Origin of the sequence: Natronococcus sp. (assembly GCF_047921035.1) — an archaeon.
Lineage (GTDB): Archaea > Halobacteriota > Halobacteria > Halobacteriales > Natrialbaceae > Natronococcus.
Map to the genome: position 1 here is coordinate 1 of NZ_JBLRWX010000024.1, position 12,585 is coordinate 12,585.

General features: G+C 67.0%; 14 protein-coding genes. 4 read left to right on the forward strand and 10 right to left on the reverse strand.

Annotated features, from left to right (window positions below; genetic code table 11):
* Positions 1-119: 119 nt before the first annotated feature.
* The 5 genes from ACNA7R_RS07030 to ACNA7R_RS07050 are packed head-to-tail and all read right to left on the reverse strand — an operon-like array spanning position 120 to position 5,364.
* A complete protein-coding gene (locus tag ACNA7R_RS07030; RefSeq protein WP_416282852.1) occupies positions 120-1,193 on the reverse strand; it encodes a glycosyltransferase family 2 protein in 1,074 nt (357 codons plus the stop codon).
* A complete protein-coding gene (locus tag ACNA7R_RS07035) occupies positions 1,186-2,634 on the reverse strand; it encodes a nucleotide sugar dehydrogenase (protein WP_416282853.1) in 1,449 nt (482 codons plus the stop codon). The genes ACNA7R_RS07030 and ACNA7R_RS07035 overlap by 8 nt, the downstream gene beginning before the upstream one ends.
* Positions 2,631-3,611 carry a Gfo/Idh/MocA family oxidoreductase gene (locus ACNA7R_RS07040; RefSeq protein WP_416282854.1) on the reverse strand — a complete coding sequence of 327 codons (981 nt, stop codon included), beginning with the start codon at positions 3,609-3,611 and terminating at the stop codon, positions 2,631-2,633. Before ACNA7R_RS07040 ends, ACNA7R_RS07035 begins: the two co-directional genes overlap by 4 nt.
* On the reverse strand, positions 3,608-4,789 hold the full coding sequence (locus ACNA7R_RS07045) for a DegT/DnrJ/EryC1/StrS family aminotransferase (RefSeq protein ID WP_416282855.1): 1,182 nt from the start codon (positions 4,787-4,789) through the stop codon (positions 3,608-3,610). The genes ACNA7R_RS07040 and ACNA7R_RS07045 overlap by 4 nt, the downstream gene beginning before the upstream one ends.
* Positions 4,786-5,364, reverse strand: a complete 579-nt coding sequence (locus ACNA7R_RS07050) for a DapH/DapD/GlmU-related protein (protein ID WP_416282856.1) — start codon at positions 5,362-5,364, stop codon at positions 4,786-4,788. The genes ACNA7R_RS07045 and ACNA7R_RS07050 overlap by 4 nt, the downstream gene beginning before the upstream one ends.
* 408 nt (positions 5,365-5,772) lie before the next feature.
* Between ACNA7R_RS07050 and ACNA7R_RS07055 the strand changes: the two genes are divergently transcribed.
* Positions 5,773-6,309, forward strand: coding sequence for a hypothetical protein (locus ACNA7R_RS07055; RefSeq protein ID WP_416282857.1), 537 nt, complete (start codon positions 5,773-5,775; stop codon positions 6,307-6,309).
* Between the two features lie 276 nt (positions 6,310-6,585).
* On the opposite strand, the gene ACNA7R_RS07060 is transcribed toward ACNA7R_RS07055, so the two are convergent.
* The 3 genes from ACNA7R_RS07060 to ACNA7R_RS07070 form a co-directional block, all read right to left on the reverse strand.
* Complete coding sequence (locus tag ACNA7R_RS07060) at positions 6,586-7,590, reverse strand: DUF1616 domain-containing protein (RefSeq protein WP_416282858.1); 1,005 nt, start codon at positions 7,588-7,590, stop codon at positions 6,586-6,588.
* A gap of 179 nt (positions 7,591-7,769) precedes the next feature.
* On the reverse strand, positions 7,770-8,045 hold the full coding sequence (locus tag ACNA7R_RS07065; protein ID WP_416282859.1) for a PadR family transcriptional regulator: 276 nt from the start codon (positions 8,043-8,045) through the stop codon (positions 7,770-7,772).
* A gap of 178 nt (positions 8,046-8,223) precedes the next feature.
* Entirely contained in the window at positions 8,224-8,553 is a 330-nt protein-coding gene (locus tag ACNA7R_RS07070) for a helix-turn-helix domain-containing protein (protein WP_416282861.1), read from the reverse strand.
* Between the two features lie 502 nt (positions 8,554-9,055).
* On the opposite strand from ACNA7R_RS07070, the gene ACNA7R_RS07075 reads away from it, so the two are divergent.
* A complete protein-coding gene (locus ACNA7R_RS07075; RefSeq protein WP_416282894.1) occupies positions 9,056-9,244 on the forward strand; it encodes a hypothetical protein in 189 nt (62 codons plus the stop codon).
* Between the two features lie 180 nt (positions 9,245-9,424).
* The gene (locus tag ACNA7R_RS07080; RefSeq protein ID WP_416282862.1) at positions 9,425-9,928 is read left to right on the forward strand and encodes an ArsR family transcriptional regulator; all 504 of its coding nucleotides are present in this window, start codon (positions 9,425-9,427) and stop codon (positions 9,926-9,928) included.
* Between the two features lie 30 nt (positions 9,929-9,958).
* Here the strand turns inward: ACNA7R_RS07080 and ACNA7R_RS07085 are convergent, their stop codons facing one another.
* On the reverse strand, positions 9,959-10,405 hold the full coding sequence (locus ACNA7R_RS07085; protein ID WP_416282863.1) for a helix-turn-helix transcriptional regulator: 447 nt from the start codon (positions 10,403-10,405) through the stop codon (positions 9,959-9,961).
* A 208-nt stretch (positions 10,406-10,613) separates the two neighbouring features.
* The gene (locus tag ACNA7R_RS07090; RefSeq protein WP_416282865.1) at positions 10,614-10,967 is read right to left on the reverse strand and encodes a hypothetical protein; all 354 of its coding nucleotides are present in this window, start codon (positions 10,965-10,967) and stop codon (positions 10,614-10,616) included.
* Between the two features lie 244 nt (positions 10,968-11,211).
* Here ACNA7R_RS07090 and allB point away from each other — a divergent pair, with 244 nt between their 5' ends.
* Positions 11,212-12,579, forward strand: a complete 1,368-nt coding sequence (gene allB / locus ACNA7R_RS07095) for an allantoinase AllB (RefSeq protein ID WP_416282867.1) — start codon at positions 11,212-11,214, stop codon at positions 12,577-12,579.
* The last annotated feature ends 6 nt before the right edge of the window (positions 12,580-12,585 follow it).

Sequence of the window (12,585 nt, forward strand, 5' to 3'; positions counted from 1 at the left end):
TGTCGCGCGTCTCGGACGGCTGTTCGCCCAGTAGAAACTGCGAGCGAAGCGAGCAGTTTGCACGCTCTACGTAACGATTCGTCCGACCCGGAGCCGAGGGCGACGATGCACTCGCTTCCCTAGTCGACCGATCGAGGCGGCGCCTCCTCGAGCCGATCCGACGACACACCGCCGACGTCCTCGTCGGAGCGGTCGTACGGGCTCACCTCGAGGTTGGCGTTCTCCTCGCGGTCGAGCCAGATGGCGATGCCGAGCGCCACCGTGCCGACCAGCGCGGCGACGAACGAGGCGACCGCGCCCGTGAAGCTCTCGGCGCCGCGGACCGCTCGAGCGAGCGAACCGACCAGTCCGGCGAGTCCGCCGGCCAGCCCGGTCGCGCCGGCGCCGTAGAAGACGACCGCCGGGTGGAAGCTCCGGACGACGTACCGGGTCTTGAGCCGCCACAGGAAGCTCCGCAACAGGAGCACGGAGACGAACTGGACGAACGACGAGTAACCGATACTCGACTCCTCGTCGCCGTAGACGGCCGTCATCGGCACGTCCGCGACGCGGAACTCCGCGACGTTGAGGTGGGTCAGGAGGTGGTTGAGGAAGCCGTACTCGTCGGTGATCGCCTCGAGGTCGAGCGTCTCGATCGCCTCTCTGGAGATGGCGGTGTACCCGTTCTGGGGGTCCGACAGCGTCCAGTAGCCGGTGGCGAACTTCGAGAGCCCGGTGAGGGCGGCGTTGCCGATAAATCGGAACGTCGACATCGAGGCGCGGTCGGCGGGCGTCAGCAGTCGGTTCCCCTTCGCGTAGTCTGCCTCGCCGTCGACGACCGGATCGAGGATCCGGTCGAGGATCGTGGGATCCATCTGGGCGTCGCCGTTCATCACGGCGACGACGTCGATCCCGTCGGCCGCGGCCCGCTCGTAGCCGGTCTTGACCGCGCCGCCGTAGCCTCGGTTTTCCTCGTGGCGGATCGGGACGATCCGCCGGCCGTCGCCGCCGTCGGCGATCGCCCGCGCCGGCTCGGTCGCCTCGTTGATCCGCTCTGCGGTCCGCCGAATGACGGTCCAGGAATCGTCCGGCGAGGCGTCGTCGACGGCGTAGATCCGATCGACGTAGTCGGGAACCGTCTCGATGACGCGTCCGACGAACGCCGCCTCGTCGTAGGCGGTGACGACCACCGCGATCGACGCACCCTTATACATCGGTCCCACCGTCCGTTCGGCCGGGCTCGAGCGCCTCCTGTCGTAGCTTCCTCGAGTCCGCCGTCTCCTCGATCGGGGCCGACCCATTGTGGGAGCCCGCGAACGTGTAGTGGCTGTGGGCAGTTCCCGAGAGGTCGAGGGCGTCCCGGCCGTCGACGACGACCATCGGCTCGAGTTCGGGCCAGGGAATCGCCTCGAACGCCTCGTGGGCCGTGACGAGGATCGCGCCGTCGAAGGATTCGTCGGGCAGGCCCTCGAGGGTGACCGGGCGGGCGCCGTACTCGGCGGGGTCGACCAGCGGATCGATGCCGGCGACGTCGGCCCCCGCCTCGCGGAGCGCGTCGATGACCCCCAGCGCGGGTGAGGCGCGGGTCTCCTCGACGCCGGCCCGGTAGGTGATCCCGAGGACGAGCACCGAGGCGTCGGCGAGGTCGGTGCCGGCGCCGGTCGCCGCGAGCCGATCGGCGAGGCGATCGACCATCACCGACGGCATCGCGTCGTTGAGCTCGCGGGCGGTTCGCATCACCGGCATCGGCTCCTCGAACCGCGAGAGCAGGAAGTGGGGGTAGTAGGGGATGCAGTGACCCCCGACGCCGGGACCGGGCTCGTGGAGCTGGCAGACCGAGAGCCCGTTCGCGGTGTCGATCGCCTCCCGCACCGAGATTCCGAGTTCGTCCGCGAGCCGGCCCAGCTCGTTGGCGAGCGCGATGTTGACGTCGCGGTAGACGCCCTCGAACACCTTCACCGCCTCCGCGGTCGTCGCGTCCGACACCGCGTGGACCTCGTTGCTCGTGAGTTCGCCGTAGATCAGTTCGGCCGCGCGGGTGCTCGCCGCGTCGACGCCGCCGACGACCTTCGGGTACCGTCCCCGGATGTCCCGGAGCGCCGATCCCGAGGCCGTCCGCTCGGGACAGAACGCGAGCCCGAACTCGCCGCGCTCGAGGCCGCTCTCCTGGATCAGGTGTGGAAGCAGGACGTCCCGACAGGAGCCGGGCGGCAGCGTCGACTCGGCGACGACCAGGTCGCCGGGCTCGAGTCCGGCGGCGATATCCTCGAGCACCGATTCGACGGTCGTCAGATCGGGCGAGTCGTCCTCGGCGAGCAGCGTCGGAACGATGATCACGTGGATCCTGGCGTCCGCGGCGGTCGCGGCACCGTCGGTCGTCGCCGCGAGGCGACCCCGCTCGACCTGTTCGGCCACGAGGTCGTCGAGTCCCGGCTCGCCGACGACGTGACTCTCGCCGTCGTTGAGCCGGTCGACGACCGCGGGATCGATATCGACGCCGGTGACGTTGCCCGTCGTCTCGGCGTAGACGCCCGCGAGGGGGAGCCCCATCTTGCCGAGGCCGTAGACGGCGACGGGGATTTCGCCGGTAGTCAGCCGCTCCCGAAGCTCGCGCTCCGGGAGGGGCGAGTCGTAGATCGCCGCTGATCGGGTCATCGGGCGTTCACCTCCCGTTCGCGCCGTCGCGCTCCGAGCCGCGAATCGATCGCCTGGACCGTCTCGAGGGCCGCGATCCCGTCCTCGGCGGTCACCTCGGGCTCGGTCCCCGTGCGAACCGACTCGACGAACGACTCGAGTTCGCACCGCAGGGGTTCGCTCGTGGCGATACGGGGCCGTTCGACCACGCTCTCGTGGCGATACCGGTTCTGGCCGTCGTCGGTGAGGTACTCCGGGTAGGAGTCCCGGTGAATCAGCACGGACTGCTCGAGGTAGTCGACCTCGACGAGACACTCGCGGGCGGTGACGGTGAGTTTTCGAACCTTCTTTTGGGTCACCCGGCTCGCGGTCAGCGTCGCGACGATATCACCGTACTCCATCGTCGCCGTGGCGTACCGGCCGTCGGCCGCTCCGATCGCCGAGATCGACGTCGGCTCCCGTCCGAGGAGGGCGCCGACGACGTCGACGTCGTGGATCATCAGGTCGAAGACGACGTCGCCGGGCGCGTCGCGGTTGACCGGCGGGCCGAGCCGCTCGGCCTCGACGCCGATGATGTCGAGGTCCTCGAGCAGTTCCTCGAGCATCCCGACCGCGGGATTGAACCGTTCGATGTGGCCGACCTGCAGGATCCGCCCGGAGTTCCGCGCCTGCTCGGCGAGGGCGCGACCCTCCGCGACCGAGCCCGCGATCGGTTTCTCGACCAGCACGTCGACGCCGGCCTCGAGACACCGCGAGACGACCTCGGCGTGGACATGGGTCGGCACGGCGACGGTGACGGCGTCGACCCGCTCGAGCAGTTCCTCGAGAGAGACGGCCTCGGTTCCGTACTCGGCGGCGACCCGCCGGGCGACCTCGCGGTCGCGGTCGGCGACGCCGACGAGGTCGACGTCCCGCAGTTCGCTGTACACCCGCGCGTGGTTCTCGCCCATCGAGCCGGCGCCGATGACGCCGGCTCTGAGGATAGATTGGTCGGTCATTGCGTATCGTAGTGGTCCCACACCGCCTCGACGACGGTTCGGCGGTCCTCGGCCGAGAGCGACGGGTGAACGGGGAGGGAGAGCACCTCGTCGGCGGCCCGTTCGGCCTCGGGGAACGTCGCCGCGGCCGTGCTAACCGACTCGTAGGCCGGCTGGCGGTGGATCGGTCGATCGTAGTAGATTCCGGTGTCGATGCTCCGGTCCGCGAGCGACTCGGCGAGCGCGTCCCGGTCGGTCGCCCGAACCGTGTACTGGTGGTAGACGTGACGATACCGCGGCGGTTCGGTCGGCGTCTCGAGGGGAAGCTCGGCCAGGGCCTCGTCGTAGGCGGCGGCGTGCTCCCGGCGGGCGCGATTGAACGACGGCAATTGCTCGAGTTGGGCACGACCGATCGCGGCCGCGACGTCCGTCAGCCGGAAGTTGTGGCCGAGCTCGAGGTGGTCGTAGCCGCCGGTGCCGGTCTCGCCCCGGCCGTGGTTGACGTACCGAGCCGCCCGGTCGGCGACGTCCTCGCGGTCGGTCGTGATCATCCCGCCCTCGGCCGTCGTCATGTTCTTGGTCGGGTAAAACGAGAAGCAGGCGGCGTCGCCCAGCGAGCCGACCCGACCTCCCTCACACCTCGCGCCGTGGGCCTGACAGGCGTCCTCGAGGACGAACAGGTCGTGGTCCTCGGCGAGGTCCAGGAGGGCGGGCATCTCCGCCGGCAGCCCGTAGAGGTGCACCGGCAGCAGGCCGACGACGTCCTTCCGGTCGCGTAGCACCCGTTCGACGGCGTCCGGATCCAGCGCGTACGTCTCGGGGTCGATATCGGCGAACACCGGCGTCCCGCCCGCGAGCCGGATCGCGTTCGCGCTCGCGACGAAGGAAAACGGCGAGGTGACGACCGCGTCGCCGTCCTCGAGCCCCAGTGCCTCGAGGGCGGTCACCAGCGCCGTCGTCCCGTTCGAGGCCGCGACGGCCCGGTCGGTGTCACAGAAGGCGGCGAACTCGCGCTCGAAGGCCCGGACCTCGGGGCCGTCTGCGAGCGCGCCGCTCTCGAGGACCGCCCGGACGCGGTCGATCGCGTCCGGACCGAGTTCGGGATCGGCGATCGGAACGCCCTCCTCGCTCGGCTCGTCGGTTACGCGGTCGATACTCGTCTCGGCGTCGATCTCGGGGTTGGTTTCTGTGTCGGTCATTCGAGCTGGTTCGGCCCCTCGAGGGGGTCGGGAAGCGGTCTGGTTCGGGCCGGTGCGCCCACGGCGAGGCTGTCGGCCGGGACGTCCTCGACGACGACGGCGCCGGCCGCGACGAACGCGTTCTCGCCGACGGTCACGCCCGGCAGGATCGTCGCGTTCGCGCCGACCGAGGCGCCGTCCTCGAGGGTCGGCCCCTCGAGGGCAGCCTCGGTCCGGACGGGGTACTCGTCGTTGGTCATGACGGCTCCGGGGCCGACGAAGACGTTGTCGCCGATCGTCGTCTCGGTCGGCACGTAGACGTTCGTCTGGAGGCTGACGTGCGAGCCGATCGTCGTCTCGCCGTCGATAACGGTCTTCGTGCCGACGAGCACGTCGTCGCCGATCGTGGTTCGCTCGCGGATCAACACGTCGTGGCCAGTGGTGAACCCGTCGCCGATCGTCACGTCGCCGTAGACGATCGAGCCGGCCCTGATCGTCGCGTCGGCGCCGATCCTGGTCGGTTCGTCGAACTCGCCGTGGTCGATCGTCACGTCGTCGGCGATCGTACAGTCCTCGCCGGAGACGAACCGCGTCACGGCGACCAGCCTCCACGCGGGAACACGGCGGTCCGTCCCTGCACTCGTCGGTCGTATCTGGATGCGCTCATAGATGCTCGATACCCGGATGGGTGATCGTCCGGACACAGCCGGTAGCGAGGCTTTGTTATCCCCGGCTTGACGGTCGCGTAGTCCCGTACTACGTCGGCCCTCGAGGGACGGAACGAACCGATACCGCCGAGGGTTCGACCGATCGGCGCCGGCGATCGCAGGGTCGAGCGACCCGAACCGTCGCGACGGACGTCAGTCACGGCTTCTGATCGGTATATAATGGTTTCGACGGGGTAGCCGCGAGATAGTAAAGGGTTGCTCCGTCCCACTCGGTGGTGTGAGCTATCCGACCAGCCCCGATCTCCGGCCACGGGAGACGGGATCGAGAGGGAACCCATGACCGACCGAGAGTTCACTCAGGCCGAACTGTTCGATGTCTTTAGCAACGCGCGCAGACGTCAGGCGGTCAGATACCTGAAACGACAGGGCGGCGCCTGCGACCTCGCGCCGCTGGTCGAGCAGGTCGCCGCCTGGGAGAACGAGATCGGCACCGACGAGGTGACGCGAACCCAGCGCCGTCGCGTCTACATCTCGCTGTACCAGACCCACCTGCCGATGCTCGAGGATCACGGGATCGTCGACTGGGACCCCGACACGCACACGATCGAACTCCTCCCCAGCAGCGAGGTGTTCGAGCCCTATCTCGATCGCCGACTGGGCCACCAGCGACCCTGGCACCGGATCTACGCGGGGGTAACGGCGCTGGGCGTCGTCGCGCTCGCGCTCACCTGGCTGTCCGTCGGCCCCGCGACGGCAGCGCTGGCTCCCGCGGTCGCGGTCGCGCTCTGTCTCGCCGTGCTGTCGGTTTCGATCGTTCACCGCGCCTCGAGAAGTCCGGAGCTGCGGCTGCCGTTCGGCGTGGCGGGCCGATAGCTCCACTGCGACTCGCCGCAAGGTCCCACGCCGTTTCCCGGCCCCTCTCGTTTCGACAGTAGCTCGAGAGCCTCCGGCTCGACTTCTCCATACGGCGCCTGCGTTGCGAGAGGCTGAACCACTGGACGACCGGCACCGTCCGCGATCACGATCCCGGACTCGAGGCGGTTCGCGCGGAGTCGATCCGGGACGGTGAGTTCGAGCGACGCGACTCGAGACGCCGAGAAAGGGTGAACCGGCGACCGGCGCGATCGTGGACGAAGTTCGTCGAACCCGTCAGTCGGCCGGTTCCGGCTCCTCGGCGACGGTCACCCAGAAGTAGGTCTCCTCGAGCGCGTCCTCGTTCGTCGCTCCGATCGGCGGCTCGCCCTCGAACAGCAGAACGCTGATGCGAACGGTCTCACCGGGTTCGGCCGTCGGCGTCACCGGGTACGTGCCGTCGTCGGTCTCGCCGCCCGGGACTACGGTCTCGATCCGCTCGTGGTCCGTGCTCTCGGCGACCTCGCCGTCCTCGATCACCTGCTCCTGGACGACGACCGTGTACTCCCGGGTCGCGTCGCCGCCGTTTTCGACCTCGATCGTTACCGGCACCGACTCGCCCGGCGCGATCTCGTCGGGGAACTCCCCGGCGACGAGGTCGCCGTCCTCGGTCTCCGAGTACAGCGCCAGCTGATCGTAGCCGCCGGCCGAGGCAGGAAAGAGAAAGGCGACGGCGAGCAGCCCGACGGCGAGGACGATCGCGATCCCGAGGACGACCGAGGACGCCGTCACACCGCGGCCGTCGGCGCCGACCAGCCGTTCGCGGATCGTCCGAATCGAGACGGTAAACCGGACGGCGGCGGGCGTCCGGAGCCGACGAACGACGCCCAGTTGTGCCAGCCCGATCGTGGCGGCCGCCAGCCCCCCGGCGACCGACGCCGCCTCGAGCTCCCAGCCGGCGAGCGGGAGCGCGATCACCGTGATCGGCCCGAGCGCGAGCGAGAGCGCGAAGGCGAGCCCGAGTCGCTCGACGGTGTCGATCCCGCGGGGCCGGCGGTCGGCCGCCGTCGTCGCCGTCTGCCGGGCAGCCCGTTCTCCGGCCGGAAACAACACGGAGACGAGCGCGTATCCGGGCAGAAACAGCGCGAGCGGGAACGTCACCAGCAAGCGCGGTGCGGCCTCCGGATCGAAGCTCGTGACGGCGAGATACGAGAGCGCCGCCACAAGCGAAACCAGGGCGAGATCGAGGGGATACCACCGAAGGAAGCCGAGCCGCGTTTCCGTACTCGTGGGGTGACTCACGCGGCGGTCACCACAGTTGTCCGCGCGGTCGGTGCCTCGAGGGCAGGGACTCCTACCATAGGTCGTTGAGCCAGTCCTCGCTCGCGGGCTTTGTTATGGCCGCGTTACGGCTCTCGGAGCCGATCGCGGTTGCCGAGACGCGATTCTCGGTTTCGGCCGTCAGCGGTCGTAGAATCGGACTACAGGTCGACGTACTGTCGTTCCCACTCGCGGCGCTCGCTGATCTGCTCGAGGCCGTCGTCGGTGATTGCGTAGTAGTTGGTTCGTCTGTCGAGCTGTCCCTTCTCGACGAGTTCCTTGTTGACGAGCGTATCGAGGTTCGGGTACAGCCGACCGTGATTGATCTCCGAGCTGTAGTACCCTTCGACCTCGTCTTTGACCGTCTGTCCGGACGGCCGATCGGCGCCCGCGATCACGTACAGGAGGTCGCGCTGAAAGCCGGTCAGATCGTGCATTGCTCAATCACAGTGACCGTTCCACTGAGTAGATATTTGTTATCCGTATCATACAGCCGCGCTAGTAGTTCTTTCCTATCCGACGTCTTGAATTAAAATGGTTCTGCGGACGACGGTCGTTCGTTTCGGTACGTTTTGCGGGCTCTCGAACGGTTTCAGTCGGAGTTCGACACCGGTGTTACTCGGATTTCGACAGAGAGACGTCGATCCCGCTCGAGTCGATCCGGACGGACAGTCCCTCTACCGTCGACTCGTAGGCGGTCGTGTGCGAGCCGCTCTCCTCGAAGCGCACGCACTCCTCGAGCAGATCGCTCTCGATCAAGTTGTTGATGCGCCGGTAGACGGTGGCCGAGGAGCTATCAGTTCGCGCCGTAAGCTCCTTTGCCGTCTTCGGGCCGTCGCTGGTCGCGACGAGGATCGTCCGTGCACAGTCGTCACCGAGCACGTTGAGCTGCACCGACGGGTTCGAGTCCGATTCCGCTCGTGTATTGGTCGCTTGTGTTGACATAGTCGTGATCACCCATCGTCGCCGGAGCCGTCGTTCGTCGTGAGACCGTCCGGCCCGGCCGATAGCGGCGCGGCGCGCCGGGATTCGCGATCGCGCCACCGCGTTTCGACACGTAGATCGGTAAGCGGTAGTGGTATTTGAGAACGGTGGACCTTACACGCAGTTGCAAAATCGCCGCCGGCAGAAACTATCGATTTCGGCCGGGAAACGGAGACTTTCGATCGGTCTCGAACGAGTGACGTCGGAATAGCGTTCGACAAACGCGAGAGAACGCGGCTGAATTCACCTTGAGATCGATTTCGGCCGCTATCGGGAAACGCACCGGAGCAGGCTCGAGACCGGCTATATCGGCCATAAACGAGGGGTTTCCCGAACTGCTGACCCGCTCCGGGGGTGAACGGTCTGTGTCCTTTATTCACATCTGCCCCCCTGAATTCGACGAGGCCGGATGGCGTGACGAACGGCTCCGTCCGCCACCCCATCCGCGAACATCCCCCTACCTATGAAACGAACACAACACGGCTGGAAACCGATGGAATCGTCGTCGGCAGGCGCTCGCTGTCGAAACTGTGGGACACACGTCACCCAGCAGTTCGCCCGCGTCTTCGGAGACAACGGTGACGTCGTCCACGGCTGTCCCGCCTGCACGACGTATCGGGAGATGCAATCGGGCGGCCACCTCCCCGGATAGCTGTTCGATCCCTTCTCGCCGTGTTAGTTTCCTGTCCGGATCGATGGAAGACAATCCTTCCGAACGGACCGATTGGGAATTAATACCGCAAGTTGAAGTCGGTGGTCGGTGAAACCCACGCGTATGTCAGTGGGTGGTGGACCGGTCGGTAACTATACATCTTCGAGCACGCTTTGATCAATGTCCGTTCAGACGAACCGAACCGGCTCACTCGAGGAAAGCGAGGTTTTTCACATTCTGGGCAACGACCGGCGACGGGCGATCGTGCAACTGCTCGCCGGGGAGGCCGGACGGATCGACGTCTCGGAGGTCGCGACCGAGATCGCATCGACCGAGTCGGAGTCGTCGTCGGTTCCGAACAACCTCTACAAGAGCGTCTACGTCTCCCTCCAGCAGACCCATCTCCCGCAGCTCCAGGAGGATGCCGTCATCGAGTACGACTCCGACGCGAAGACGATCCGTCCCGGCCCGAACTTCGACGACGTCCTCACCTACGTCGACGGCGAGACGACCGACCGCTCGTCGACCTTTCGTCTCCACTTCGCCGTCTGTCTCGTCGGGCTCCTCCTGATCGCGCTGGCCGGGCTCGACGGGACCGTCGTCTCGGCTCTCGATCCCGTGCTCTCGAGCGTGCTCGCGTTGCTGGTCGTCGCCGCGAGCAGTCTCTACCAGCTGCTCGGCTAGACGATTACTCGAGACGCTCGAGCCGAGAACTCACTCGTTTCTGGGTCGTTTCGGCGACTTCGAGGCCGTCGGTTCGTAGCCCGGCAGACAGACCAGGTTCTCCCGGCCGAGTCGAAGCTTCGTCACCTCCTCCTCTTCCTCGAGTTCGGCCAGCAGTCGGCTCACCTTCGCCTTCGACCAGTCGACCGAGTCGACGATCTTCGACTGTTTCATCCGTCCGCCGTTCTCGCTGATGAGTTCGCAGACGCGCTCCCGGTCGGTCACGAACTCCTCGTCGCGCTGTGGATCCGACTCGGTTCCGAGCCCCGGCGTCGTCGCCAGCCGGTTCCGGGCGACGAGCGCGCCGCCGAGCATCACCAGTGCGACGAGACCGGCGACGGCCGCGAGATGCGGATCCCAGACGAGTCCGAGGGTGGACCCCTCGCTGGTCGACGGAACGAGCGCGGTGGCGACGGGTTCGGAGAGCGCGTGGATCATGGTGACTGGAGAGATCGGTCCGTGTTACTGCGAGCCGCGGAACGACCGTCTTACGCTGAACCGTCGACAGCACCCCACAAAGTATTTTTTATAAAACATGTATTGTTATCCCTGTCGCAGTATATCACATGGAAGCTATTCTCAGACGATCTAACGCCACCCTGGATACCATCGATTCTATAACGTAATCTGATAGTTTGGGTCGGGGCTACGTCCCGGGAACGCCGGCCGCCTCGAACCCGGTCACGCCGATAACGGCGAGGACGTAGAGGACCACGAGCACCGACAGCCAGGCGATGACCGTGATGACGATCGCCTCGATCCAGCCGCCGGGATAGCGCGCGTTGATCACCGCGAGGTAGGCGACGAACACGAGCAGCGGACCCAGAAGCGGGATCCAGCCGAAGAAGAACCCGACGACCGCCCAGACGATCGCGCCGATGAGCGCGGTGATCAGGGCGTAGGTGTAGTCCTCGGTGTCGACGACGAACTTCGCGCCGACGAAGATGCCGAACGCACCGATCAGGAGGCTGACGACGAAGACGACGAGGCTGTCGATCATGTCCCCACTCACCCCCGCCGAACCGTTAGTTATCTCTCACCTACGCGAACCTGATCCGGCGTTGAGTCGTCTTCGTCGGCCAGTTCCGGAGGTTTCGGCGCTCGAGCGGCCAATCCGTCGATACCACAGGAAAAACCACGATTATCGACAGGATCGTCCTCGGGCGCGGATCCGCGCCCCGCTCGTCGCCGTTCTCGCCCCGGCAACAGAAGCTATATCCGAATCTCGCGGGTAGGTGGTTCCAATGACCGTGGATCTCGTCGTGCGAAACTGTACCGTCGTCACGCCGGCCGGCCGGAGCCCCGACGCGGGCGTCGCGGTCGAGGACGGGACGATCGTCGCCGTCGGGCGCTCCGATCGCCTCCCCGAGGCGGAGCGAGTGCTCGACGCCGACGGGACGGTCCTCGTCCCCGGTATCGTCGACTGTCACATTCACAACCGCGAACCCGGCCTCGAGTACAAGGAGGACTGGGAGTCCGCAACGCGGGCGGCCGCCGCGGGCGGCGTGACGACCGTCGTCGGGATGCCCAACACCGACCCCGTCATCGACAGCCCCGACCACCTCGAGTTGAAGTACGAACGGGGCGAGGCCGGCGCCCACGTCGACTTCCAGAGCTACGCCGTCGTCACCTCGGAGAACCTCGAGGCGATCCCCGGCCTCGACGACGCGGGCGTCCTGGGGTACAAGATCTTCCTGGGCTCGACGGTTGGGGACGTTCCCCCGCCAACCGACGGTGAGATCATAGAGGCGATGGAGCGGATCGGCGAGACCGGCAAACGGCTGGGCTTTCACGAGGAGAACGGCGAGATCATCGATTACTACACGGCGCGGTTCAAAGGGGAGGGACGAAACGAGCCGATCGACCACTCGCACTCGAGGCCCGTGATCGCCGAGCGGGAGGCCGTCGAGCGGATGATCACCTTCGCCGAGGAGACCGACGCGTCGATTCACATGTTCCACGTCTCCTCGGGTTCGGCGGCGGAAGCCGTCGCCCGCGGGAAAGATCGGGGCGTCGACGTCACCGCGGAGACGACGCCACACTACCTCTGGTTCACCGAGGACGTCATGCGCGAGAAGGGCAACGTCGCGCGGATCCAGCCGCCGATCCGGGACGCCGACGAGCGAGACCGGCTCTGGGAGGTCGGGATCGACGGCGGCGCGATCGACTGTTTCGCGACCGACCACGCGCCCCACACCCCCGAGGAGAAGAAGGTCGACGACCCGTTCGGCAACACCTGGGACGCGACCTCGGGGTTCGTCGGCCTCGAGACCGAGGTTCCGGTCATGCTCTCGTTCGTCGATCAGGGACGGTTCACGCTCGAGGAGTGGGTTCGTCGCCACTCGACCCGGCCCGCGCAGGTGTGGGGGATGTACCCACAGAAGGGGTCGCTGCAGGTCGGCACCGACGCCGACTTCACGGTCGTCGACCCCGATGCGGAGTGGACCCTCGAGAGTCCCGACGAGCTCCACTCGAAGAACTGCGTGACGCCGTTCGTGGGCGAGTCGTTCACCGGAAAACCGATCGCGACGGTCGTCCGCGGCGAGGTCGTCTACGAGGACGGCGACGTGGTGGGCGAGTCGGGGTACGGGACGCGGGTCGACGTCGACTGAGGTCGT